Raw genomic sequence first — 23,975 nt, forward strand, 5'->3', positions numbered from 1 at the left:
GACCTAGCGCACCGTTGCGGGCTTGTTTCCTGAAATTACCGCCATCGTGGCCTGATCGGTCAGCTCGAAAGCCTCATCGTCGCTGAGATGCAACAGCTCTGCAAGCCGCGCGCGGGCGCGGTTGGTCCGGCTTTTGATGGTGCCGACGGCGACACCGCACATGCCCGCGGCTTCCTCGTAGGAAAAGCCCGACGCACCGACAAGCACCAGCGCCTCGCGCTGTTCGTCATTCAGTTTTTGGAACGCACGCATGAAGTCCGCCATCTGCAGACGGCCATCGTGGGCAGGTTTTTCAGACAGGGTTTCGGTCAGCAGGCCATCGGCATCGCCGACCTCGCGACCGGCCTTGCGCCGATTGGAATAATAGGTGTTGCGCAGAATCGTGAACAACCAGGCGCGCATGTTGGTACCTGCCTGAAAGGTGTGGATCTTTGTCCACGCCTTGACCAGCGCATCCTGTACCATGTCGTCGGCCAGACTGCCGTTGCGGGTCAGCGACAAGGCAAACGCCCTGAGCGCCGGCAAATGCTCGACGATTTCGTCGCGGGGATCCGCGCTCATTCCTTTTGCTCGCTTGGCGTGTCGGATGAGCCGTTGTCTTGCGCCTTCAGTTGCGAAAGCAAATCAAGAAACCGATCAGGAACTTCCTGATCGAGCATGTCTTGATACACCTTTTTCAGGTTGTCATCTATCACGTCGTCACGCTGCCGTTTACTATCGTTGTGAACCATGTTCGTCCTTGCGCGCAGTCGGGTTCTGGCCCCAATTAGGGAACTAACCAAAGCTTAGGGTGTTTGGTTCCAGAAATATTGAAAAAAGGAAAGAGATGACATGTCTCAACCAGACCTCAGCAGTGAGATAGGTCACGCCCTGCCGTATTTGCGTCGCTACGCGCGCGCCCTGACCGGATCACAGTCGACCGGAGACCAGTACGCTGCCGCGACGCTCGAGGCCGTTCTTGCCGATCGATCGATGATCCAGTCTGCCAGCAATCCGAAGGCAGGGCTTTTCGCGACCTTCCACGGCATCTGGGTGACGACCGGCGCGCCGGTGACCGAAGAGGACGAAGGCCCCCGGGCCGCGGCACAGCGTCATCTGTCGAAACTGACCACCAACAGCCGCGAAGCGCTGCTGCTCCACACGATCGAGGAGTTTCCCCTCTCCGAAGTGGCCGAGATCATGAATATCGGCATCGAGGAGGCCGAGATCCTGGTCCAGACCGCGCGTCAGGAAATGGCGGACGGGATGTCGGGTCGGGTGCTGATCATCGAGGACGAGGCGATCATCGCGATGGATCTCGAAAGCATCGTCGCCGATCTGGGCCACCGTGTCACCGGCGTGGCGCGCACCCGGGACGGCGCGAATGCGCTGGGCGAAAAGGAGACGCCGGACCTGATCCTTGCGGATATCCAGCTGGCCGACAACTCGTCCGGCGTGGACGCGGTGAATGACCTTTTGAAAACGCTGGGCGACCGCCCGGTGATCTTCATCACTGCTTTCCCCGAGCGTTTGCTGACCGGCGACAAGCCCGAGCCCGCGTTCCTGATTTCGAAGCCCTATTCGGAAGAGCAGGTCCGCTCGGCCATCTCGCAGGCAATGTTCTTTTCGTCGACCGAGACACTGGGCGCCTGAGCCGCGCGTCGCACCCGCAGGTGCTGCCTTTGGGTGCTGCAAAATGACAGAAAAAGCGCCGGTCATCCCGGCGCTTTTTGCATCTTCGTCAAGGGTTTCCGTGGCGACGTTTATGTCGTCAGACCTTGCGGACAAGCTTCATCACAAGGGTGATCGCAAAGAGGATCAGGAAGATGAAGAACAGGATTTGCGCGATGCCTGCGGTCGCGGATGCGATGCCGCTGAAGCCGAATACGGCGGCGATGATTGCGACGATGAAGAAAGTAAGTGCCCAGCCCAGCATGGTGTAACCTCTCTCCTGAACGGTGTCAGGTTCTCTGTTGCAAGCTCCCGACCCGCTCGGGGAGCGTCTGCCAGAGAAACGCCGATATCGCCCCGGGGTTCCCGCCGGAGTTGCCGATTTTCAGCGCAAGATGACCCGGCTCAACTGGCCAGGGACGGCAACCAGAGCACGATCGCCGGAAACGCCACCAGAAGCGCGATGGTGATGCCGTCGGCGATGAAGAACGGCGTCACGCCGCGGAACACGTCCTGCACCGACAGGTCGGGCCGCACCCCCGCCACCACAAAGCAGTTCAGCCCGATGGGCGGTGTGATCAGGCAGAACTCGGCCATCTTGACCACCAGGATACCGAACCAGACCGCGCACATCGGCCCGGACATCCCGAAGGTGGCCTCTTCGGCGCTGACAAACTCGCCGCCATTCAGCGCCATTATGGCGGGATAGACCACCGGCAGCGTCAACAGCAGCATGCCGATGGCATCCATGAACATGCCAAGCACCGCATAGGCCAGCAGGATGCAGACAAGGATCAGCATCGGCGAATATTCCAGCGCCGTGATCCAGTCGGAAAACGCGCTTGGCAGATCGGCGAAGCCTAGAAACCGCACGTAGATCAGCACGCCCCAGATGATCGAGAAGATCATGATCGACAGTTTCGCCGTCTCGACCAGCGCGTCCTTCAGCTCGGCCAGGCGCATGCCACGAAACAGGGCCATTACGAAGACGATGAAGGCCCCGATGGCGCCGCCTTCGGTCGGGGTGCCCCAGGCATCGCCGCCAAACGGGTTGTAGACGAAGAAGATGATGATCACGACAACCGCCACGATCGGCAGCGCCGGCGGCAGGGACGCAAAACGCTGCCGCCAGGTGAAACCCGTGACCGGCGGCCCGAAATCCTTGATGGTGAGCGCCAGGATGATGATCAGCAGGGCATAGATCAGCGCCGAGAAGATACCCGGAATGAATCCTGCCAGCAGCAGCATGCCGACATCCTGCTCGACGATGATGGCATAGATCACCAGGATCGCCGACGGCGGAATAAGCGAGGCCAGCGTGCCGCCCGCGGCCACGACGCCCGCCGCGAAGCGTTTGTCATAGCCCACTTTCAGCATCTCGGGGATGGCGATGCGCGCAAAGACCGCGGCCGTTGCCACCGATGCGCCCGAAACCGCCGCGAAACCTGCGGTGGCAAAGACCGTGGCCACCGCCAGCCCGCCCGGCACCCAGGCGATCCAGCGTTTCGCGGCCTCGAACAGTGCCCGCGTGAGACCCGCGTAATAGGCCAGATACCCGATGAGGATGAAGGTGGGGATCAGGCTCAGGGCCTGGCTCGCGACCTTGCCATGCGGCACCTGCCCCGCGGTCTTGATCGCGACGGTCAACGCCCAGACGAATTCGGCGGACTCGTAGTCCTTCTTTTCCCAGAAAATCCAGATCAGCCCGACGACGCCGGTCAATGCGGCGGCAAAGGCAACCCGCATGCCCAGCACCACCATGACCAGCATGCCGCCGGTGACCCAAAGTCCGATATCGACAGGATCCATGCTCAGTTCCTCTCGCTCAGGGCGTGGGCTTCTTCGGCGGCGAGTTCCGCGGCGGACTGGATCAGCGGCACGGCCACGGGTTCGGTCAGCCCGTAGATAATGCCGCGCGCATAGCCCCAGAGTTGCAGCACGAGGCGCAGACACAGGATCGAAAAGGCCACCGGCACCACCAGTTTCGCAGGCCAGATCGGCAGCCCGATATCGATCGAGCTGTCCCGGCTCCAGAGCGGGGCGCCCATGTCGAAGGAACGGTCGAAATGCGCCCAGGACCCCCAGACCAGCGCCAGCATCAGAAGCAGGACGCCGAAGGTGGTGATGAATTCCACGGTCCAAAGCAGCCGCCCGCGCAGCCGTCCGACGATGATGTCCATCCGGATATGGCCGCCGTTGCGTTGTACGTATGAAATGCCGAGGATGGCGATCAGCGGCATGAAGGCCTCGATCCAGTCGACATAGCCGGGCAGAGGTTCGTTGAACCCGTTGCGCCCGGTGACCGACACCACCGCAAGAACCATGAGACCGAAGGCGAAGATCCCCGAGATCAGGGCCAGAAGCCACTCGAACCGGACCAGCCCCTGATCGAGACGGCTCAGCAAGCTGTCGTCTACGCGTACCTTGGCACCACTCGACATGATGTCCCCTCCCCGGTCCTGGCAACCCTCCGGCAGAACGACCCGGCACCGCAGAGGGCGCTGCCGGGTCGTCCTGTCATTTATCAATCACCGATGCGATCAGTTGGACGCGCGGGTTTCTGCCAGCGTCGCGCGCACCAGATCGAACAATTCCTGCGCGGGCATGCCCTGCGCGCTCATCTCTTCGATCCAGGCCTGCTGGATGGGTTTGCCGGCGACTTCCTCGAACTTGGCAAGCTCTTCGTCCGAGATCGTCACCGCTGTGACGCCCTTTTCCGCCAGCACCGAATCCCAGCGATCGAGCAACTCGCCATAGTTGGCAAGGTAGTAATCGATGGCCTCGGGGACCGAGCTGTCGAGGATCTCGCGCTCTTCGTCCGACAGGCTTTCATAGGCGTCGATGTTCACCACGACCGGGCAATTCACGGTGCCGGGGTTGAGGTTTTCCGTCCACCAATCCGCCTGGTTGATCGTCCCGAAGGACAGGTGCGCGTGCTGGGCGAAGGCCACGGTGTCGACGACACCCGACTGCATCGCCTGGTAAGCCTCGGACGAGGTTACCGAGGTCGGCACGCCGCCCACCGCCGAGAACGCCTCGCCCAGCCCGCCGGTCGCGCGGACCCGCATGCCGTCGAATTCCGCCAGCTCGTCGCGCGGCTCGCCGGTGCCCACAAGGTTGTATTGCGGCATCGGCGAGGTCATCAGCATGCGCGCGTTCCACTGCGCCATTTCCTCGGCCACGGCAGGATGGTCATAGACCGCGTGGCTGACCGCCACTTCCTCGTTGAGGTTGGCCACACCGAGGAACGGCAGTTCCAGCACGGTGATCGCGCGGTTCTTGTCGGGGTGATACCCGGCGCAGAACTGCGCCATCTCGAACGCGCCGATGGAGATGCCGTCGAGGTTCTCGCGGTTGTTGGACAGGCCGCCATACGAGATATTCATGGTGAACTCGCCGCCGCTTTTCTCTGCGACGAGGTCGGCGAGCTTGTGAATATGTTCGGTAAACGCGCGGCGCTTGCCCCAGACGGACACGTTCCATTCGGTTGCCATCGCTTCGGTCGCAAAGCTCAGCGCAAGCGCGGAGGCGGTGAGTTTCACCGTAAGGTTTTTCATTATGTCTTCTCCCTTGATCCGGCGATCTGGCCGCCGTGTGCGCGAAGCCTAATGGACTTCGCCCGAGGTGCAAGGGTGACCCGCGCGGTTTGCGCGGCAATGGAATTTGCATTTCAAGGTGAACAGCCGGTTGCCCTTGCGACAATCGCCGCATAACGTGACGTCCGATAACACCATGTGAACACGCGGGCTTTTGGCTCTCCGGTGAAATAAATTTACCGAAAGCAACTTCCCTCGAAAATAACTTTACTAAAAAGTGGCTTTGTTTCCGAAGGTTGTTCCATCGTTTTCACGGATACGTTATTGTGATCGACAAGTTATGGGAGGCGCGTGCGATGCCATTTTGCGGCGACGCGGCTTTCGCTGGACTTTCAAGGAGGACACCATGACCGAGACATCGACCTTCCCCCCGAGCGACGGATTCGTCGCCGATACGCTGGTGACGGCGGCCCAGTACGACAAGATGTACGACCGCTCGATCGCCGACCCGGACGGGTTCTGGGGCGAGCAGGCCGGCCGGCTCGACTGGATCAAGGCCCCCACCAAGATCAAGGACGTGTGCTTTGATTACGGGGCCGTCTCGATCAAGTGGTTCGAGGATGGACAGCTCAATGTCGCGGCCAACTGCATCGACCGGCACCTGGAGACCCGCGGCGATCAGACCGCCATCATCTTCGAGCCGGACGACCCCTCCGAAGCGTCCCAGAACATCACCTACCGCCAGTTGCACGACCGGGTGTCGCGCATGGCCAACATCCTCAAGGCCCAGGGCGTCGGTCGCGGCGACCGCGTGGTGATCTACCTGCCGATGATCCCCGAGGCCGCCTATGCGATGCTGGCCTCGGCCCGGATCGGCGCGATCCACTCGGTCGTCTTCGCGGGCTTCTCGCCCGACGCGCTGGCGCAGCGCATCAACGGCTCTGACGCCAAGGTCGTGATCACCGCCGACGAGGCCCCGCGCGGCGGCAAGAAGACCGCCCTGAAATCCAATGCCGACAAGGCGCTGCTGCATTGCAAGGACACCGTCAAGTGCCTGGTGGTCAAGCGCACCGGCGGCCAGACAACCTGGACCGAGGGGCGCGATGTCGACGTGACGGCGGCCATGGCCGATGCGTCGCCCGATTGCCCGGTCGAGCCGATGAATGCCGAAGATCCGCTGTTCGTCCTCTATACCTCGGGCTCGACGGGTCAGCCCAAGGGCGTGGTGCACTCGAGCGGTGGATATCTGGTCTACGCCAGCCTGACCCACGAGATCAGCTTCGATTATCATGACGGCGACGTCTACTGGTGCACCGCCGATGTGGGCTGGGTCACCGGGCATTCGTACATCGTCTACGGACCGCTGGCCAATGGCGCCACGACGCTGATGTTCGAAGGCGTGCCGACCTACCCCGACGCCTCGCGCTTCTGGCAGGTCTGCGAAAAGCACAAGGTCGCGCAGTTCTATACCGCCCCCACGGCGATTCGCGCGCTGATGGGCAAGGGCAACGAGTTCGTGACCAATTGCGATCTGTCTTCGCTGAAACTGCTCGGCACGGTCGGCGAGCCGATCAACCCCGAAGCCTGGACCTGGTACAACGAGGTCGTGGGTCAGGGCCGCTGCCCCATCGTCGACACCTGGTGGCAGACCGAAACCGGCGGCCACCTTCTGACGCCGCTGCCGGGCGCGCATGCCACCAAGCCCGGTGCCGCGATGAAGCCGTTCTTCGGGGTCAAGCCCGTGGTGCTCGAGCCGGAAAGCGGCAAGGAGATCGACGGCAATCCCGCCGAGGGCGTGCTGGCCATCGGCGACAGCTGGCCGGGCCAGATGCGCACCATCTGGGGCGACCACACGCGGTTCGAGAACACCTACTTCCAGCAGTACAAGGGCTACTTCTTCACCGGTGACGGCTGCCGTCGCGATGAAGACGGCGACTACTGGATCACCGGTCGGGTCGATGACGTGATCAACGTCTCGGGTCACCGGATGGGCACGGCAGAAGTGGAATCGGCGCTGGTCGCCCATGAAAAGGTCGCCGAGGCCGCGGTTGTCGGCTACCCGCACGAGGTCAAGGGCCAGGGCATCTACTGCTACGTCACCCTGATGTCGGGCGTGGAACCGTCCGAGGACCTGCGCAAGGAGCTGCGCACCTGGGTACGCCAGGAAATCGGCCCGATCGCCTCGCCGGATCTGATCCAGTGGGCCCCGGGCCTGCCCAAGACCCGGTCGGGCAAGATCATGCGCCGCATCCTTCGCAAGATCGCCGAAAACGACTTCGGCGCGCTTGGCGACACCTCCACCCTCGCGGAGCCGGAAGTGGTCGATGACCTGATCGAAAACCGGATGAACCGGGCATGATGGCCATGGCTGACGTGAACGCCCAGTCGCCCGCCACCGTGCTGATCCTTCTCGGCCCCCCCGGGGCCGGGAAAGGCACCCAGGCACGGATGCTCGAACAGGATTTCGGGCTGGTCCAGCTGTCGACGGGCGACATGCTTCGGGCGGCGGTCAAGGCCGGCACCGATGCGGGCCGGGCCGCGAAAGAGAAGATGGATGCGGGGGCGCTGGTCTCGGACGAGATCGTCACCCGGATCCTTGCCGACCGGCTGGCCGACCCCGACACCGCAAGCGGCGTGATACTCGACGGCTTTCCGCGCACCGAGGCCCAGGCCCGGGCGCTGGACGAAATGCTGGACGCGCGCGGCCAGAAGATCGACGCGGTGATCAGCCTCGAGGTCGATGACGCCGAGATGGTAACCCGCGTGTCGGGCCGCTACACCTGCGCGGCCTGCGGCGAGGGCTATCACGACATCTACAAGCAGCCCGCGAAAGAGGGTGTCTGCGACGCGTGCGGCGGCACCGACATGACCCGTCGCGCCGATGACAATGCCGAGACGGTGGCGCAGAGGCTTGCGGCATATCATGCCCAAACCGCGCCGCTGATCGCCTATTACGACCAGAAAAACGCGCTCAAACGCATTCCCGCGATGGGCGCCATCGACGACATCGCGCGCGACCTTGCCGCGATCATCAAGCCTATGCGCGGCTGAACCCGCGTCAATTCAAGGAGGAGACCCGCAACATGGCGGAACACATACCCACCGACGGCGAGGCCTACTGGAAGGCCAATGTTCGTCTTATCCTCGTCAGCCTGGTCATCTGGGCTGTCGTGAGCTTCGGCTTCGGCATTCTGCTGCGCCCGATGCTTTCCGGCATCTCGGTCGGCGGCACCGATCTGGGCTTCTGGTTCGCACAGCAAGGCTCGATCCTTGTCTTTCTGGGTCTGATCTTTTTCTACGCCTGGCGCATGAACAAGCTCGACGCTCAATTCGGCGTGGACGAGGAGTAACACCATGGATCAGACAACGATCAACATCATCTTCGTGGGGGCATCCTTCGCGCTGTATATCGGCATCGCGATCTGGGCCCGCGCCGGGTCCACGTCGGAATTCTACGCAGCCGGTCGCGGCGTGCACCCCGTCACCAACGGCATGGCCACGGCGGCGGACTGGATGTCAGCGGCGTCGTTCATCTCGATGGCGGGCCTCATTGCCTTTACCGGCTATGACAACTCGACCTATCTGATGGGCTGGACCGGCGGTTACGTTCTGCTTGCCCTGCTGCTTGCCCCCTACCTGCGCAAGTTCGGCAAGTTCACCGTGTCGGAATTCATCGGCGACCGTTTCTACAGCCCCACCGCACGGCTTGTGGCGGTGATCTGCCTGATCGTCGCCTCGGTGACCTACGTGATCGGCCAGATGACCGGCGTTGGCGTGGCCTTCGGCCGCTTCCTCGAGGTCGACAACACCACCGGTCTGCTGATCGGCGCGGTCGTCGTCTTCGCCTACGCGGTGTTCGGCGGCATGAAGGGCGTGACCTACACCCAGGTTGCGCAGTACTGCGTGCTGATCATGGCCTACACCATCCCGGCCGTGTTCATCTCGCTGCAGCTGACCGGCAACCCGATCCCGGCACTTGGGCTCTTTGGCGATCACCAGGCTTCCGGCCTGCCGCTGCTCGAGCGTCTGGACCAGATCGTGCGCGAACTGGGCTTCAACGAATATACCGCCCATAACGGCGATACGTTCAACATGCTGCTCTTCACCCTGTCGCTGATGATCGGCACCGCGGGTCTTCCGCATGTCATCATGCGCTTCTTCACCGTCCCCCGCGTTGCCGATGCACGCTGGTCGGCTGGCTGGGCGCTGGTCTTCATTGCCCTGCTCTACCTCACCGCACCCGCGGTCGGTGCCATGGCGCGGCTCAACATCACCGAGCTGTTCTGGCCCGAGGGTACAGGCGGTCAGGCGGTTTCGGTCGAGCAGATCGAAAGCGATCCGGCCTATGACTGGATGGCAACCTGGCAGCAGACCGGCCTTCTGGGCTGGGAAGACAAGAATGGCGACGGTCGCATCCAGTTCTATAACGATGGCGATGCGGCCATGCAGACGCGTGCCGAAGCGGAAGGCTGGGCCGGCAACGAGCTGACCAACTTCAACCGCGACATCCTGGTGCTGGCAAACCCCGAGATCGCCAACCTGCCGGGTTGGGTCATCGGTCTTGTGGCGGCAGGCGGTCTGGCCGCGGCGCTGTCGACGGCGGCGGGCCTGTTGCTCGCGATCTCGTCGGCGGTCAGCCACGACCTCGTCAAGGGTCGCTTCGCGCCTGAAATCTCGGAGAAGGGTGAACTTCTGTCCGCCCGGATCGCGATGGCGGTGTCGATCGTGGTCGCGACCTACCTGGGCATGAACCCCCCGGGCTTCGCGGCGCAGACCGTGGCGCTGGCCTTCGGCCTTGCGGCGGCGTCGATCTTCCCGGCGCTGATGATGGGCATCTTCTCGACCAAGGTGAACAATCGCGGTGCGGTTGCGGGCATGCTCGCCGGTCTTCTGGTGACGCTGGTCTACATCTTCCTGCACAAGGGCTGGTTCTTTGTCGCGGGCACCAACAGCTTCACCGATGCGGACCCGCTTCTGGGGACGATCAAGTCGACCTCGTTCGGCGCGGTCGGTGCGGTGGTGAACTTCGCGGTGGCCTACATCGTCACCTCGATGACCAAGCCGGTGCCCGACGAGATCCGCGCGCTTGTCGAAAGCGTCCGCGTGCCGCGCGGCGCAGGGGAAGCACAGGATCACTGATCCCGCTTCCGATCAACACGACCCGGGCCAGCATTGGCCCGGGTTTTTCTTTTCGATATCCTTTTCCCTGTCCCATTTCCGACCCGGCTTGCCGACATGCAGGAACCCATCTGACCATGACCGAGACGATCTCCGAATTTCTCGACCAGCTTCAGCCCTATTCAGAGCTGCGCGTCGATGACCGCGCGGCCCTTGCCGCCAAAATGCGCGAGGCGACCTATGACGCGGGCGATCGGGTGTATTCCTTCGGCGACACGCTGGAAGGGATCTACATCCTGCGCTCCGGCGACATCGAGGTGCGCGACGAGCACGGCGCGATCGTATCGCTGCTGGGGCCGCGCAATACCTTCGGCGAACGTGGGCTTGCCCGTGGCGGCAGCGCCGTCACCACGGCTATCGCCCGATCCGGGACCCGCCTGCTGATCCTGCCGGTCGAGGCTTTCATCCAGGCCCGCGAGGACCACCCTGCCCTGGCGCGCTTCTTCGACCGCAGCGCTGCCGCCCGACCTTCGCGGACCCCGCTGTCGGACCTGGCCACCAGCCAGGTGTCGCAATTCATGGGCAAGGTTCCGTTGACCGCCGATCCTGCAACCACGGCCGCAGAGGCGGCGCGCCAGATGCGCGATGCGCATGTCTCGAGCCTCTGCGTTGTGGACGGGGACGCCCTGATCGGGATCGTCACGATCCGCGACCTCACGGCCCGGATCCTGGCTGAAAACGCGCCCACGGATACCCCGGTGGACCGGATCATGTCGCGCGATCCGCGCACCCTGCCACCCGAAGCACTGGGGTCGGACGTGCTGCACATGATGCTGGAGCTGCGCATCGGACATGTGCCGATCTGCGACGGAGACCGGCTTGTCGGCATCGTGACGCAGACCGATCTGACGCGTTTCCAGGCGATTTCCTCTGCCGAGATCGTGGCCGGGATCGCCCAAGCGGACAGCGCCAGCCAGATGGCCGAGACCACGGCGCGGATCCCCAGATTGCTGACGCAGCTGGTCTCGGGGCATCACCCGCACGAGGTCACCACGCGCCTGATCACCGATATCGCCGATGCGGTCACGCGGCGGCTGCTGCAACTGGCCGAGCAGCAGCTTGGCGCGCCACCGGTGCCCTATCTCTGGCTGGCCTGCGGCTCTCAGGGGCGGCAGGAACAGACCGGCGTTTCGGATCAGGACAACTGCCTGATCCTGTCGGACGACGCCACCCCGGCGCATGACGGCTATTTCGCCGATCTGGCGCGGATCGTGTCGGACGGTTTGCACGAATGCGGGTATGTCTATTGCCCCGGCGACATGATGGCGACCAATCCGCGCTGGCGAAAGCCGCTGGCCACCTGGCGGCGCTATTTCCGCGACTGGATCGACAAGCCGGTGCCCGAGGCGCAGATGCTGGCCTCGGTGATGTTCGACCTGCGCCCGATCGGCGGTGACGTTTCGCTGTTCGACAACCTTCAGGAAGCCACCCTGGCGATGGCGTCGAAAAACTCGATCTTCGTGTCGCACATGATCTCCAATTCGCTGAAGCACCAGCCGCCGCTTGGCATGATCCGCGGCTTCGCGACGATCCGGCGGGGCGAGCACAAGGACCGGCTCGATCTCAAGCATTCGGGCGTCGTTCCCGTCACCGATCTGGCGCGGGTCTATGCGTTGCGCGGAGAATTGCGCGCGGTCAACACCCGCGCCCGGATCGTCGCGGCACGCACCGCGGGCATTGTCAGCCAGGGTGGCGGGCAGGACCTGCTCGATGCCTATGACCTGATCGCCGAGACCCGGCTGGAACACCAATGCCGACAAATCCGCGAAGGCCAGGCGCCGGACAATTACCTGTCGCCCGCCGCCCTGTCGGATTTCGAACGCGCGCATCTGCGCGATGCCTTTGTGGTGGTCAAGGGGCTGCAATCCGCGCTTGGTCATGGCCGAGGCATGCTGTCTTGAGTAACATGCCCGATACGCGCGCCCGTAGGAGAGAGCAGAGATGTTTCTGGAACTGATCGCTGTCCTGGTGGCCGGCTTCGCCGGGGCCGGTGGAATGCTCGTGATCATCAAGCTCACAGGCAATCGCCTGCCCAAGTGGCTGGTGCCGGTCGGCGCGGGCTGCGGCATGCTGGTGGCGGCCATTTCAAGCGAATACAGCTGGTACGGTCGGACCGCCGACAACCTGCCCCAAGGCCTGATCGTGGCCGAGAGCATCGACAAGTCGGTGATGTGGCGACCCTGGACCTATGTGGTGCCGATGACCGAACGTTTCGTCGCCGTGGACATCGAGACGGTGGAACAGAATTCCGACCGCCCGACGGTGTTCATGGCCGACCTCTATTTCTACGGACGCTGGCGCCCCATCCAGTCGGTCGAGATCATGGTCGATTGCGACGCGGGCCTGCGCGCCGACCCGATCTTCGGCGATGGCAGCGAACCTGTCTGGCGCGATGTCGGCGACGCCGATCCAATCCTGTCCTCCATCTGCACACGGATCTGACCCCATGAAGTCCCTTCGTCTCCGCATCCTTCTGTTGTTTGCGACGGCGCTTGGTTTTTCGCTCGCCGCTGTTGCCATGTCGCTGCGTCTGGTCCCCGAACATGGGCTTGCGACCGCCTTTGTCGCCGCCGCCTTCCTGCTGCTGGCGATCCTGACCGCGTCGTGGTTCGTCCTCGATCAGACCATGGCCAAGCCCATCGACCGGCTGGCCGCGGGCATGCGCAACCATGCCCACAATGACAGCGCGCCGATGCTCGACATCGACTTTGCCCGACATCTGGGCGATCTGGCCCCTGCCGCCGATGCGGTCACCCGCCGCCTTGGCCAGGCGACCCTGTCCACCGCCGAAGCCATTGCCCACGAAACCCGATTGCTGAACTCCGAACGCGAACGCCTGACCGCGCTGCTGACCGAGATCCCGGTGGCGACGATCCTGGCTTCGGAAAACGACACCATCGTGCTCTATGACGGCCAGGCCGCCGAGGTGCTGGCGCAGATCGGCACGCCCCGTCTCAACGCGCATCTGACCGATTATTTCACGCAGGAAAGCCTCGCCCGGGCCCGGGACAAGCTGAACAAAACCGGAATGGAGGTCATCGCGGACCTCAACGGAAAACGCGGCGCACTGGTGTTCACCGCGCGGCTGAAACCCATGCGCGAGGGCGGCTATCTGCTGATCATCGACAGCGAAGACGCCCGCATCTCGCCCGACGCCGACCGCCCGCTGGTCTATGATTTCCGCCTGATGGACAGCGGTGTGCCGCGCGACTTTGCCGAAACGCCGCTGTCGGACATGACCTATTGCGTCTTCGACCTCGAAACCACGGGCTTGCTGCCCCACCGCGACGAGATCATCCAGATCGGCGCGCTGCGTGTCATGCGCGGGCGCATCATCGAGGGCGAACGCATCAACATGCTGGTCAATCCCGGGCGTCCGATCCCCGAGGCATCGACCCGCGTGCACCATATTCACGACGCCATGGTCCGCGGCAAACCCGGGATCGTCGAGGCGGCGCCGCACCTTCACGAATTTGCCTCGGGGGCGGTGCTGGTGGCGCATAACGCACCGTTCGACATCGCATTTCTGAAGGCCAAACGCGCCGAGACCGGTCTCGAATGGTCGCATCCGGTGGTCGATACCGTTCTGGTGTCGGCGGTGCTGTTCGGCACCACCGAAGTGCATACGCTCGACGCGCTCTGTACCCGGCTCGGCATCGTCATTCCGGCGGCTCTTCGACACACGGCGCTTGGCGACGCCCATGCCACCGCCGAGGCGCTCTGCCGGATGCTGCCGATGTTGTCGGGCCGCGGCATCGACACATTCGGCGCGCTGCTGATGGAGACACGACGCCACGGACGGCTGATCCAGGACTTGAACTGACCGCCGCAAGCGCCTGATATCACGTCATTCCGCGGCAACCTTTCGCGGCTTCAGCATGTCCTTGAGGTAATACCCCGTATGACTTTCGGGTACCTCGGCGACCTGTTCGGGAGTCCCGGTCGCCACGATCATGCCGCCGCCATCGCCACCTTCGGGGCCGATATCGATGATGTGATCGGCGGTCTTGATCACATCGAGGTTGTGCTCGATCACGATCACCGTATTGCCCGCATCGACCAGAGAATGCAGCACTTCCAGCAGTTTCTTCACATCCTCGAAGTGCAACCCCGTGGTCGGCTCGTCCAAAATATAGAGCGTCCGGCCCGTCGACCGCTTCGCCAGCTCCTTCGACAGCTTCACGCGCTGCGCCTCGCCGCCCGACAGCGTCGTGGCCTGCTGCCCGACCTTGATATAGCCAAGCCCGACCTTGACCAGCGCGTCCATCTTCTCGCGGATGGACGGCACGGCGGCAAAGAAGGTCTGGGCATCTTCCACTGTCATATCAAGGACATCCGCGATGCTCTTGCCCTTGAACTTGATCTCAAGCGTCTCGCGATTGTAGCGCGCGCCATGGCAGGTCTCGCAGGTCACGTAGACGTCCGGCAGGAAGTGCATCTCGATCTTGATCAGCCCGTCGCCCTGACAGGCCTCGCAGCGACCGCCCTTCACGTTGAACGAAAACCGCCCCGGCTTATAGCCCCGCGCCTTGGCCTCGGGCAAACCGGCAAACCAGTCGCGGATCGGCGTGAACGCCCCGGTATAGGTCGCCGGGTTCGACCGCGGCGTGCGCCCGATGGCGCGCTGGTCGATGTCGATGACCTTGTCGAGGTGGTGCAGGCCCTTGATCGTCTCGCAGGGCGAAGGCGTCTGCCGCGCCCCGTTCAGACGCATCGAGGCGGTCTTGAACAGCGTCTCGATGGTCAGCGTCGACTTGCCGCCCCCCGAAACCCCCGTCACGCAAACAAATTTCCCCAGCGGGAAATCCGCTGTCACATCTTTCAGGTTGTTCCCTGACGCCTTGACAACGCTCAGTTTTTTCTTGTTTCCCTTGCGCCGGACGGCAGGCACGGGGATCTCGCGCGTGCCGGACAGATACTGCCCGGTGATCGAGTTCTGATCCGCCGCCACCTCTGCGGGCGTGCCGTGGCTGACCACCTCGCCGCCATGCACACCGGCGCCGGGGCCGATATCGAAGACGTAATCGGCCTCGCGGATGGCGTCCTCGTCATGTTCGACGACGATCACGGTATTGCCCTGATCGCGCAGGTTCTTGAGCGTGCCGAGCAGACGATCGTTGTCGCGCTGGTGCAGCCCGATGGACGGCTCGTCCAGCACGTAGAGCACGCCCGTCAGGCCCGATCCGATCTGCGAGGCAAGCCGGATACGCTGGCTTTCGCCGCCCGACAAGGTGCCCGCGGCCCGGCTCAGCGTCAGATATTCGAGGCCCACATTGTTCAGGAACCCAAGGCGCTCGCGGATTTCCTTGAGGATGGCGCGCGCGATTTCCGTCTTCTGCTTGGTCAGGCTGTCGGGCGCCGCCTCGATCCAGGCGAAGGCATCCTTGATCGACTTCTGTACCACTTCACCGACATGCAGACCGCCGATCTTGACCGCCAGCGCCTCTTCGCGCAGCCGGTAACCGCCGCATGTGCCGCAGGACCGGTTGTTCTGGTAGCGCTCGAATTCCTCGCGGATCCAGTTTGAATCGGTCTCGCGATAGCGCCTCTCCATGTTGGGAATGACGCCTTCGAATGTGCGCGTCACGTTGTAGACGCGACCGCCCTCGTCGTAGCGAAACGCGATTTCCTCGTCGCCCGAGCCGTGCAGGAAAACCTGCTGCACATGCGCGGGTAGATCCTTCCACTTCGTTGCGGCATCGAATTCATAATGCTTCGCAATGGATTGAATTGTCTGCAGAAAGTAAGGCGACTTGCCCTTGCGCCAGGGGGCAATCGCACCGTCGTAGAGGGTCAGTCCCTGGTCCGGCACCATCAGCCGCTCGTCGAAGAACAGCTCGACCCCCAGACCATCGCATTCCGGGCAGGCCCCGAACGGCGCGTTGAAGGAAAACAGGCGCGGCTCGATCTCGGGGATGGTGAAGCCCGACACCGGGCAGGCAAACTTTTCGGAAAAGGTGATCCGTTCGGGCGATCCGTCCTCGTCGCGCGGCGCGGTCTCGAGGATGGCGATCCCGTCGGCAAGGTCCAGCGCCGTGCGGAAGCTGTCGGCCAGCCGCGTGCCAAGGCCTTCGCGCACGACGATGCGGTCCACCACCACGTCGATGTCATGGCGAAATTTCTTGTCGAGCGTGGGCGGCTCGTCGAGGTCATAGAAGGTGCCGTCGACCTTGACGCGCTGAAATCCCTGCTTGCGCAATTCGAGGAATTCCTTGCGATATTCGCCTTTCCGGTCGCGCACGATGGGGGCCAGCAGGTAGCCGCGCGTGCCCTCTTCCATCTCGAGGACGCGGTCAACCATGTCCTGAACCTGCTGCGCCTCGATTGGCAGGCCGGTCGCAGGGCTGTAGGGCGTGCCCGCGCGCGCAAACAGCAGGCGCAGGTAGTCGTAGATCTCGGTCACGGTGCCGACGGTCGAGCGCGGGTTCTTCGACGTCGTTTTCTGTTCGATGGAGATCGCGGGCGACAGGCCCGAGATGTGATCCACATCGGGCTTTTCCATCATGTCGAGGAATTGCCGCGCATAGGCCGACAGGCTTTCGACGTAGCGACGCTGGCCTTCCGCATAGATCGTATCGAAGGCCAGCGACGACTTGCCCGACCCCGACAGGCCAGTGATCACCACCAGCTGGTCGCGCGGAATATCGACATCGATGCCCTTGAGGTTGTGCTCGCGCGCGCCACGCACCTCGATGTGTTTGAGCTCAGCCATCAGACCCCCGTTAACGCATGGCTCACAGATAGGGGATCACGGCCGTTTCGCCAACGGCAAATCGAGAACAAAAAGTGAACTTTGTGTTAACAGCGGAAATGTCACCGAAATCAAGCCGAATTTCGCCAGAAATTCCAGGCCGGACGACTGGACCGCACAGGCCGCCGACGCCCGGACGCGCGCCCGTCGGGGTCGATCGAACGGGCGGCGCCGGGTGACGCACGGCAATCCGGGGGCCGGTATAAGCTTACCGGTAAAGCAGCGATGTGCCGTCATGGAAAAGGTGCACCTTCTCCGGTGCGGCCCCCAGCTTCACGGTGTTGCCCCGCAGATCGGCATGGATGCCGGGCAGCTTCCCGATGATCGGTTCGCCGCCGCCGGTGTCGAAGTAGAGCAGCGTCACCTCTCCGAGCGCCTCGGTGATCTTGACGCGACCTTCATAGATGTATTCGGCCCCGGCCTCGGTCTCGAGAAAATCCTCGGGCCGCACGCCGACATTGACCTTCAGGCCCTTGTCTGCGGGCGTTGTCGGCACCTTCGACCGCGCCATGCCGCCACCATCCATCCGGATCACCGTGGTCTCGCCGGTCTCCACGATCTCTCCGGGCAGCAGGTTCATCGAGGGCGAGCCGATGAACTGGGCCACAAACTCGCTGTTGGGTCGCTCGTAAAGCTCGAGCGGCGATCCGACCTGCGCGATGCCCTTGTTGGCCAGCACCACGATGCGCGTTGCCAGCGTCATCGCCTCGACCTGGTCGTGGGTGACGTAGATCATCGTCGAATCGGGCATCGATTCCTTCAGCTGCGCGATCTCGATCCGGGTGGCCACGCGCAGCGCCGCATCGAGGTTCGACAGCGGTTCGTCGAAAAGATACACCTTGGGATCCCGCACGATCGACCGTCCGATGGCAACGCGCTGGCGCTGACCACCCGACAGCGCCTTGGGCAGGCGGTCGAGATAAGGCTCGAGCTGCAGGATCTTCGCGGCCTTGTTCACCGCGGCGTCGATCTCGGACTGGCTTTTCTTGGCGATCTTGAGCGCGAAGGTCATGTTGTCGCGCACCGTCATGTGCGGATAAAGCGCGTAGGATTGGAACACCATGGCGATGCCGCGCTGCGCGGGCGGCACGTCGTTGACCCGCTGACCGTCGATTTCCAGCGTGCCTCCGGTGATCTTTTCAAGCCCCGCGATCATCCGCAGCAGGGTCGACTTGCCGCAGCCCGAGGGGCCCACGAAGACGATCAACTCGCCCTGCTTGATGTCGAGGTCGATGTCGCGCAACACCTGGACGGTGCCGCCATAGGTCTTTTCGACACCTGTGAGTTTCAGGTTTGCCATGGGTCCCTCCCTTATCCCTGTTCTTGCGCTTGCAGCATCAACGCGGGCTGCCACGGCCCGAGATGCAGCCGCCCGTCCGGTGCCGGTCCGGCGCTGCCCAGCTCGATCCCGATCTGATGCCACTTGCCGGGCGGCATGTCGGTCACCCCAGGCTCATGGCTGAGGTTGAACGCGCAGAACACGGTCTCGTCCGCGCTTTCACGCCGGAACGTCAGGATGTTGCCATCTGCCACGACCTTGCTCTGGCGACCGGTCCGCAGCGCCTTCTGGGCATGGCGGAAGGCGATGACGCGCCTGTAGTGATGCAGGATGGCGGCGGGGTCCTGTTCCTGCGTGGCAACTGCCCGGTTGAGGTGGTCGTGGCTGACCGGCAACCACGGCCTTCCCTGCGAAAACCCGCCATTCTGGTTCGACGATTCCCACACCATCGGCGTCCGGCACCCGTCGCGCCCCTTGAAGGCCGGCCAGAAGCGCTTGCCATAGGGGTCCTGCAGATCTTCGAAGGCCACGTCCGCTTCGGGCAGGCCCAGTTCTTCGCCCTGGTAAAGACAGGTCGATCCGCGCAGGCATTGCATCAGCGTCGCAAAGCAGCGCTCTCCGGCGTCGGACAGGTCCCAGCGCGTTCTGTGTCGCGGCACGTCGTGGTTGGAAAACGCCCAGCAGGCCCAGCCATCGGCAGCCACCGCGTCGACCTTTTCGAAGACCTCGGCGATATAGGCTGCGGTCGGCATGTGACCCGACAGAAGCTCGAACGCGTAGCTCATGTGGATCAGGTCGTCGCCGCCGGTGTATTCGCCCAGGATTTCCAGCCCGCGCTGGTCGTCGCCCACCTCGCCCACCGCGGCGGCGTTGTAGCCGTCCATCAGTTTGCGCAGCTTGCGCAGGAAAACGAGGTTCTCGGGCTGGGTCTTGTCGTAAAGGTGGTCCTGCCAGGTATAGGGGTTCACCGCCGGGGCCGTGATCGGGTTGCGCTGATCCTCGGGCAAGGGCGGGTTGTCGCGCAACTGCTTGTCATGGACGTAGAAGTTGATCGTATCGAGCCGGAAGCCGTCGACGCCCCGATCCAGCCAGAACTGCCCCACGTCCAGCAATGCGGCCTGCACCTGCGGCTCGTGGAAGTTCAGATCGGGCTGCTCGGTCAGGAAATTGTGCAGGTAATACTGGCAGCGCGTCGGCTCCCATTGCCAGGCAGAGCCGCCGAAGATCGACAGCCAGTTGTTGGGCGGCGTGCCATCGGGCTTGGCATCGGCCCAGACATACCAGTTGGCCCGATCGTTGTCCTTCGAGGCACGGCTTTCCTTGAACCACGGATGATCCTGCGAGGTGTGGCTGAGCACGAGGTCGATCAGCACCTTGATGCCCAGGCGGTGCGCCTCGGCGATCAGCACGTCGAAGTCGGCCAGCGATCCGAACATCGGATCGACATCGCAGTAATCCGCAACGTCATAGCCGAAATCCCGCATCGGCGAGGTGAAGAACGGCGATATCCACACCGCATCGACGCCCAGCGATGCAATATGTGGCATGCGCTGCGCGATGCCCAGAAGATCGCCGATCCCGTCGCCGTTGCTGTCCTGGAAGCTGCGCGGATAGACCTGATAGATCACCGCGCCGCGCCACCATTCGGTGTGCGCCTGACTGTCGGTTCCGGGAAGGTTCGCCGTCTTGTTCATGAAGCCCCTGATTATTTGACCGAGCCGGCCAGCAGGCCACGCACGAGGTATTTCTGCATTGCGAAGAAGACGATCAGCGGCACCGCGATCGAGATGAAGGCCGCTGCCGCGAGGATGCCCCAGTCGCCGCCGCGCGACCCCAGAAGGTCGTCGGCGATCTTGACCGTCATCACCCAGGATTCCGAGTTCGACGGCAGGAACACCTTGGCCACCAGCAGGTCGTTCCAGGTCCACAGGAATTGGAAGATGGCAAAGCTCGCCAACGCCGGAAAAGACAAGGGCAGCACGATCTTGGTGAAGACCTGGAAGTCCGTGGCCCCGTCGACCTTGGCGCTTTCGATGATGTCGCGCGGCAGGCCGACCATGTAGTTGCGCAAGAGGTAGATCGCCAGCGGCAGGCCAAAGCCGGTATGCGCCAGCCAGATGCCAAGGAAGGACTGCCCGATGCCGACCTTGTTGTGCAGCTGCAAAAGCGGCACCAGCGCCAGTTGCAGTGGCACCACCAGCAACCCCACCACCATCGCGATCAGGAACCCCCTGCCCTTGAAGTCCATCCAGGCCAGCGCATAGGCCGCGAAGGCCGCGATCAGGATCGGGATGATGGTCGCCGGGATCGTCACCGTCAGCGTGTTGATGAAGGCCCGGTCCATGTTGTCCGAGGTCAGGATCTGGCGGTAGTTGTCGAGCCCGAAATCTGGTGGTGAGGCGGCGGTGATGTAGATCGTCGGCGCGCGGTCGATCTCTCCGTCGGCCATCCAGGTGAAGTCGCCATTGGCCTGCACGGTCACGGCCCGGTCGATGGTAAAGCCCTGCACCGGGCGACCGTCCTCGTCGGTGTCGGGCGCTTCGGGGGTGCCGCCGGCCTCCCAGGCGGTTTCGTAGTTTTCCGTATCGGTGGTGCCGTCGGGTTCCGTCACGATCAGCTTGAGACGACCGTATGTCTGCCCCGGCTCGGCGGCGCTCGGGTCGCGCCCGGTGATGCCGAAACCCGACACGTCGCCGGACCCTTCCGCCGACACTTCGTCGGATGCGGTAAACAGGTTGCCCGAGAACATGTAGAGACCGCCGTCGCGGATCACGTCCACAGGTTCGGGCGAGACGCGGTAAGCCTGCGAGACCGAGAACATCGAGGCCCACCAGCCGGTCTCCGAGATCTGTTCGCGGTCGCGAAAGCTCGACACCAGAAGCCCGACCGTCGGAATGAGCCAGATCAGCACCAGCAAGATCACCGACACATTGGTGACGATGGAGAGAGAGGTCTTCTGTCCTGCCATTTGATCCATTTGGATGTCCCCTCTCAGTTCATTTCTTTGCGCGCTTGGCGGATGTTCCAGACCATCACCGGCAGCACGATGACCATGATCACGAAGGCCACGGCGGTCGCGCGCCCGTCATCGCGGAACATGTAGTCCATCATGTAACTTGGCAGGATCTCGGTTTTGAAATTGCCGCCCGTCATGGCGTAGACGATGTCGAAGACCTTGAGCACGAGGATGGTAATCGTGGTCCAGACCACGACGATGGTGCCCATGATCTGCGGCACCTTGATCTTGAAGAAGATCTGGAACGGGTTGGCCCCGTCGATGATGGCGGCCTCGATGGTTTCCTCGGGGATGCCGCGCAGGGCCGCCGACAGGATCACCATGGCAAAGCCGGTCTGGATCCACACCAGAATGACCATCAGGAAGAAGTTGTTCCAGAACGGCACCTGCAAGGGGTCGATCGGGGCCGCCCCGAAAAACACGCGCAGCGCGTTGATGATGCCGATATCGGGGTCGTTGGCATAGACGAACTTCCAGATCAGCGACGCACCGACGAACGAGATCGCCATCGGCATGAAGATCAGCGACTTGGCGATATTGCCCCATCTCAGCTTGTCGGTCAGCTGTGCCACCAGCAGGCCCAGGAAGGTCGCGGCGGCGGGCACGAAGATCGCCCAGAGAATGTTGTTGAACACCGCGGTGCGGAAGCCCTCTTCGCCGAACATGGTGGTGTAGTTGCCCAAGCCGATAAATTCTTCGCCAGAGCGATTGAAAAGCGACCGCCAGAAGCTGCCGATCACCGGATAGACAAGGTAAAGCCCCAGCGCGAACATCGCGGGAAACAGGAACAGCCAGGGACGGACCATGGTGGCGCGGTTGATGTTGCGCCCGTGATCGTCCGTCCGGGGCGGAAAGATCACCTTGTCGAGGACCCAGTTGGAGGCGAAGAAATACCCGACGCAGCCGCCGACACCGACGATGATCGTGATCAGACCCTGAAGGATCGGAGACATTGTGGTTCCTCCCGTTTTTCTGACACCGCGGACCGCACGGCCCGGCGTTCAGGCTTGGCCCCGCGTTCGGGCGCGGCCCCGCTTTTGCGGCGGGGTCCGACGTTGCGTACCCGCGCGGCGGCGGGTGCGCCTCCTCCGCCCCGCATGACCGGGACGGAGGTGTCTTGGCTCAGTGCATCACTGGATCGAGTCCCAGCGCGACTGGATGCCCGCCGCCACATCGGCAGCCGACGTGCCGGTGGTGTAGTCGACCATGCCCGACCAGAATGCCCCGGCACCGATTTCCGACGGCATCAGGTCCGACCCGTCGAAGCGGAAGGTGGTGGCGTCGCGCAGGATCTGGCCCTGTGCGCGCAGGCTGTCATCGGCATAGGCATCGAGGTTGACGCCCGCATGCGCGGTCAGAAAGCCGCCCTGCGCCATCCACAGCTCATGCGCGATCGGGGTCTTGAGGAACTCGATCATCGCATTGGTGGCGTCCGACGGCTTGGTGATGGCGAAAAGCGCGCCCGCCCCCAGAACCGGCTTGCCGAGATCCTTGCCCTCGTAGGCCGGGAAGTAGAAGAAATCGACGTCCTCACCGGCCACCACGTCTTCGGGGAAAAAGGCCGGGATGAACGATGCCTGACGGTGCATGTAGCATTCCGCCGGGATCGTGAAGAGGCCCGCCGGGCTGTCCCGGAAGTCCGTCGTCGCCACGTTCGAGGCACCGCCCTGCACGTAGTCGTCGTTCAGCGCGAAGTAGCCGAACTCCTCGATGGCGGCGATCACCGCGGGATCGTCGAACTTGAGCTCGTTGGTGACCCAGGCGTCATAAACCTCGGGCGGCTGGGTGCGCAGCATCATCTCTTCGACCCAGTCGGTCGCGGGCCAGCCGGTCGCGGCGCCCGAGCCAAGGCCGATACACCAAGGCGTGCCGCCATCATCGACGATCTGGTCGGTCAGCTCTTTCAGTTCTTCCATGGTTTCGGGGATGTCGTAGCCCGCCTCGTCGAAGGCGATCGGGTTGTACCAGACCAGCGATTTCACATCGACGCGGTAGAACAGCCCGTAGAGGTCGTCGGTGCCGTCCTTGCCCGCATAGGTGCCCAGATCGACCCAGGATTGCCCGGCGGCATAGTTTTCGGCGACCCATTCGGCGGTCCCGTCCGCCAGCGGCGTCAGCAGTCCCTGGCTGGCAAGATCCGCCGCCAGACCCGGCTGCGGAAACGCGGCGAGGTTCGGGGCAGAGCCCGCGCGGGTCGAGATCACGATATCCTGCTCGAAACTGTCCGAGCCGGAATAGTTGACCGAGGCGCCGGTGGCTTCCTCGAAGTAGTCGAAGACCTTGTCGACCTTCTCTTTCTCGTTGCCGGTCCAGGCACCGGTGATCTCGACCGTCTGGCCGCTCAGATCGTATTTTTCGGCAAACGCGGTGTAGCTGTCCCAGGTGAAGGCTCCCTCACCGGGGTTGAATGGCAGATGCCCGGCCGCATGGGCACTTCCGGCAGACAAGGCAAGCGCAGCCGCGCTCGCATAAAGCGACGTTTTCATTTTCACAGTCCTCCCTTGGATCATGTGAGCAATCTCGTTCGGTCCGGCGCAAGGAAAAAATTTTCCAAAGCGCTTTGGC

Annotated in this window: 20 protein-coding genes; 8 read left to right on the top strand and 12 right to left on the bottom strand. The window is 63.2% G+C overall.

Features of this window, described 5'->3' with window-relative positions; translation table 11 throughout:
- Positions 1 to 3: 3 nt before the first annotated feature.
- Together ACXYMN_RS01970 and ACXYMN_RS01975 are read right to left on the bottom strand one after the other, a co-directional pair.
- Positions 4 to 561 carry an RNA polymerase sigma factor gene (locus tag ACXYMN_RS01970; protein ID WP_459011712.1) on the bottom strand — a complete coding sequence of 186 codons (558 nt, stop codon included), beginning with the start codon at positions 559 to 561 and terminating at the stop codon, positions 4 to 6.
- Entirely contained in the window at positions 558 to 731 is a 174-nt protein-coding gene (locus tag ACXYMN_RS01975; protein WP_459011713.1) for a NepR family anti-sigma factor, read from the bottom strand. Before ACXYMN_RS01975 ends, ACXYMN_RS01970 begins: the two co-directional genes overlap by 4 nt.
- A 100-nt stretch (positions 732 to 831) precedes the next feature.
- Between ACXYMN_RS01975 and ACXYMN_RS01980 the strand changes: the two genes are divergently transcribed.
- Positions 832 to 1,632, top strand: a complete 801-nt coding sequence (locus ACXYMN_RS01980) for a response regulator (RefSeq protein WP_459011715.1) — start codon at positions 832 to 834, stop codon at positions 1,630 to 1,632.
- 118 nt (positions 1,633 to 1,750) lie between these two features.
- Here ACXYMN_RS01980 and ACXYMN_RS01985 read toward each other — a convergent pair whose 3' ends face one another.
- The 4 genes from ACXYMN_RS01985 to ACXYMN_RS02000 form a co-directional block, all read right to left on the bottom strand.
- The gene (locus ACXYMN_RS01985) at positions 1,751 to 1,915 is read right to left on the bottom strand and encodes a DUF1328 domain-containing protein (protein WP_459011716.1); all 165 of its coding nucleotides are present in this window, start codon (positions 1,913 to 1,915) and stop codon (positions 1,751 to 1,753) included.
- 140 nt (positions 1,916 to 2,055) lie between these two features.
- A complete protein-coding gene (locus ACXYMN_RS01990; RefSeq protein ID WP_459011718.1) occupies positions 2,056 to 3,459 on the bottom strand; it encodes a TRAP transporter large permease in 1,404 nt (467 codons plus the stop codon).
- 2 nt (positions 3,460 to 3,461) lie between these two features.
- On the bottom strand, positions 3,462 to 4,091 hold the full coding sequence (locus ACXYMN_RS01995) for a TRAP transporter small permease subunit (protein ID WP_459011719.1): 630 nt from the start codon (positions 4,089 to 4,091) through the stop codon (positions 3,462 to 3,464).
- Positions 4,092 to 4,190: 99 nt separating this feature from the next.
- Entirely contained in the window at positions 4,191 to 5,207 is a 1,017-nt protein-coding gene (locus tag ACXYMN_RS02000) for a C4-dicarboxylate TRAP transporter substrate-binding protein (protein WP_459011720.1), read from the bottom strand.
- A 385-nt stretch (positions 5,208 to 5,592) separates the two neighbouring features.
- Between ACXYMN_RS02000 and acs the strand changes: the two genes are divergently transcribed.
- The 7 genes from acs (at position 5,593) to ACXYMN_RS02035 (ending at position 14,187) form a co-directional block, all read left to right on the top strand.
- Positions 5,593 to 7,545, top strand: coding sequence for an acetate--CoA ligase (gene acs, locus ACXYMN_RS02005; RefSeq protein ID WP_459011722.1), 1,953 nt, complete (start codon positions 5,593 to 5,595; stop codon positions 7,543 to 7,545).
- Positions 7,545 to 8,237, top strand: a complete 693-nt coding sequence (locus ACXYMN_RS02010; RefSeq protein WP_459012344.1) for an adenylate kinase — start codon at positions 7,545 to 7,547, stop codon at positions 8,235 to 8,237. Before acs ends, ACXYMN_RS02010 begins: the two co-directional genes overlap by 1 nt.
- Positions 8,238 to 8,269: 32 nt before the next feature.
- Entirely contained in the window at positions 8,270 to 8,536 is a 267-nt protein-coding gene (locus tag ACXYMN_RS02015) for a DUF4212 domain-containing protein (RefSeq protein ID WP_459011723.1), read from the top strand.
- Between the two features lie 4 nt (positions 8,537 to 8,540).
- On the top strand, positions 8,541 to 10,325 hold the full coding sequence (locus ACXYMN_RS02020) for a sodium:solute symporter family protein (RefSeq protein WP_459011724.1): 1,785 nt from the start codon (positions 8,541 to 8,543) through the stop codon (positions 10,323 to 10,325).
- A gap of 116 nt (positions 10,326 to 10,441) precedes the next feature.
- Positions 10,442 to 12,265 carry a DUF294 nucleotidyltransferase-like domain-containing protein gene (locus ACXYMN_RS02025; protein ID WP_459011725.1) on the top strand — a complete coding sequence of 608 codons (1,824 nt, stop codon included), beginning with the start codon at positions 10,442 to 10,444 and terminating at the stop codon, positions 12,263 to 12,265.
- A gap of 40 nt (positions 12,266 to 12,305) precedes the next feature.
- A complete protein-coding gene (locus ACXYMN_RS02030; protein ID WP_459011726.1) occupies positions 12,306 to 12,806 on the top strand; it encodes a hypothetical protein in 501 nt (166 codons plus the stop codon).
- 4 nt (positions 12,807 to 12,810) lie between these two features.
- The gene (locus ACXYMN_RS02035) at positions 12,811 to 14,187 is read left to right on the top strand and encodes a 3'-5' exonuclease (protein ID WP_459011727.1); all 1,377 of its coding nucleotides are present in this window, start codon (positions 12,811 to 12,813) and stop codon (positions 14,185 to 14,187) included.
- Positions 14,188 to 14,211: 24 nt separating this feature from the next.
- Here the strand turns inward: ACXYMN_RS02035 and uvrA are convergent, their stop codons facing one another.
- The 6 genes from uvrA to ACXYMN_RS02065 all read right to left on the bottom strand — a co-directional run bounded on the left by uvrA (position 14,212) and on the right by ACXYMN_RS02065 (position 23,896).
- On the bottom strand, positions 14,212 to 17,076 hold the full coding sequence (gene uvrA, locus ACXYMN_RS02040; RefSeq protein ID WP_459011728.1) for an excinuclease ABC subunit UvrA: 2,865 nt from the start codon (positions 17,074 to 17,076) through the stop codon (positions 14,212 to 14,214).
- Positions 17,077 to 17,323: 247 nt separating this feature from the next.
- On the bottom strand, positions 17,324 to 18,415 hold the full coding sequence (locus ACXYMN_RS02045) for an ABC transporter ATP-binding protein (protein ID WP_459011729.1): 1,092 nt from the start codon (positions 18,413 to 18,415) through the stop codon (positions 17,324 to 17,326).
- Between the two features lie 11 nt (positions 18,416 to 18,426).
- A complete protein-coding gene (locus tag ACXYMN_RS02050) occupies positions 18,427 to 20,088 on the bottom strand; it encodes an alpha-glucosidase (RefSeq protein WP_459011730.1) in 1,662 nt (553 codons plus the stop codon).
- Positions 20,089 to 20,099: 11 nt separating this feature from the next.
- Positions 20,100 to 21,371, bottom strand: a complete 1,272-nt coding sequence (locus ACXYMN_RS02055) for a carbohydrate ABC transporter permease (RefSeq protein WP_459011731.1) — start codon at positions 21,369 to 21,371, stop codon at positions 20,100 to 20,102.
- A 14-nt stretch (positions 21,372 to 21,385) separates the two neighbouring features.
- Positions 21,386 to 22,363: a carbohydrate ABC transporter permease gene (locus tag ACXYMN_RS02060; protein WP_459011732.1), complete on the bottom strand. Its 978-nt coding sequence runs from the start codon at positions 22,361 to 22,363 to the stop codon at positions 21,386 to 21,388.
- Between the two features lie 177 nt (positions 22,364 to 22,540).
- On the bottom strand, positions 22,541 to 23,896 hold the full coding sequence (locus tag ACXYMN_RS02065; RefSeq protein WP_459011733.1) for an ABC transporter substrate-binding protein: 1,356 nt from the start codon (positions 23,894 to 23,896) through the stop codon (positions 22,541 to 22,543).
- Positions 23,897 to 23,975 lie beyond the last annotated feature (79 nt).

This window comes from Roseivivax sp. CAU 1753 (genome assembly GCF_054482575.1).

Excerpts from the sequence above, each read along its gene's own strand:
- ACXYMN_RS02015 (WP_459011723.1), top strand. The coding sequence starts at position 8,270 with ATGGCGGAACACATACCCACCGACGGCGAGGCCTACTGGAAGGCCAAT.
- ACXYMN_RS02045 (WP_459011729.1), bottom strand. The coding sequence starts at position 18,415 with ATGGCAAACCTGAAACTCACAGGTGTCGAAAAGACCTATGGCGGCACC.
- ACXYMN_RS01970 (WP_459011712.1), bottom strand. The coding sequence starts at position 561 with ATGAGCGCGGATCCCCGCGACGAAATCGTCGAGCATTTGCCGGCGCTC.
- ACXYMN_RS01975 (WP_459011713.1), bottom strand. The coding sequence starts at position 731 with ATGGTTCACAACGATAGTAAACGGCAGCGTGACGACGTGATAGATGAC.
- ACXYMN_RS02055 (WP_459011731.1), bottom strand. The coding sequence starts at position 21,371 with ATGGATCAAATGGCAGGACAGAAGACCTCTCTCTCCATCGTCACCAAT.
- ACXYMN_RS01980 (WP_459011715.1), top strand. The coding sequence starts at position 832 with ATGTCTCAACCAGACCTCAGCAGTGAGATAGGTCACGCCCTGCCGTAT.
- ACXYMN_RS01995 (WP_459011719.1), bottom strand. The coding sequence starts at position 4,091 with ATGTCGAGTGGTGCCAAGGTACGCGTAGACGACAGCTTGCTGAGCCGT.
- ACXYMN_RS02000 (WP_459011720.1), bottom strand. The coding sequence starts at position 5,207 with ATGAAAAACCTTACGGTGAAACTCACCGCCTCCGCGCTTGCGCTGAGC.
- uvrA (WP_459011728.1), bottom strand. The coding sequence starts at position 17,076 with ATGGCTGAGCTCAAACACATCGAGGTGCGTGGCGCGCGCGAGCACAAC.
- ACXYMN_RS02065 (WP_459011733.1), bottom strand. The coding sequence starts at position 23,896 with ATGAAAACGTCGCTTTATGCGAGCGCGGCTGCGCTTGCCTTGTCTGCC.
- ACXYMN_RS02020 (WP_459011724.1), top strand. The coding sequence starts at position 8,541 with ATGGATCAGACAACGATCAACATCATCTTCGTGGGGGCATCCTTCGCG.
- ACXYMN_RS02035 (WP_459011727.1), top strand. The coding sequence starts at position 12,811 with ATGAAGTCCCTTCGTCTCCGCATCCTTCTGTTGTTTGCGACGGCGCTT.
- acs (WP_459011722.1), top strand. The coding sequence starts at position 5,593 with ATGACCGAGACATCGACCTTCCCCCCGAGCGACGGATTCGTCGCCGAT.
- ACXYMN_RS01985 (WP_459011716.1), bottom strand. The coding sequence starts at position 1,915 with ATGCTGGGCTGGGCACTTACTTTCTTCATCGTCGCAATCATCGCCGCC.
- ACXYMN_RS01990 (WP_459011718.1), bottom strand. The coding sequence starts at position 3,459 with ATGGATCCTGTCGATATCGGACTTTGGGTCACCGGCGGCATGCTGGTC.
- ACXYMN_RS02030 (WP_459011726.1), top strand. The coding sequence starts at position 12,306 with ATGTTTCTGGAACTGATCGCTGTCCTGGTGGCCGGCTTCGCCGGGGCC.
- ACXYMN_RS02060 (WP_459011732.1), bottom strand. The coding sequence starts at position 22,363 with ATGTCTCCGATCCTTCAGGGTCTGATCACGATCATCGTCGGTGTCGGC.
- ACXYMN_RS02025 (WP_459011725.1), top strand. The coding sequence starts at position 10,442 with ATGACCGAGACGATCTCCGAATTTCTCGACCAGCTTCAGCCCTATTCA.
- ACXYMN_RS02010 (WP_459012344.1), top strand. The coding sequence starts at position 7,545 with ATGGCCATGGCTGACGTGAACGCCCAGTCGCCCGCCACCGTGCTGATC.
- ACXYMN_RS02050 (WP_459011730.1), bottom strand. The coding sequence starts at position 20,088 with ATGAACAAGACGGCGAACCTTCCCGGAACCGACAGTCAGGCGCACACC.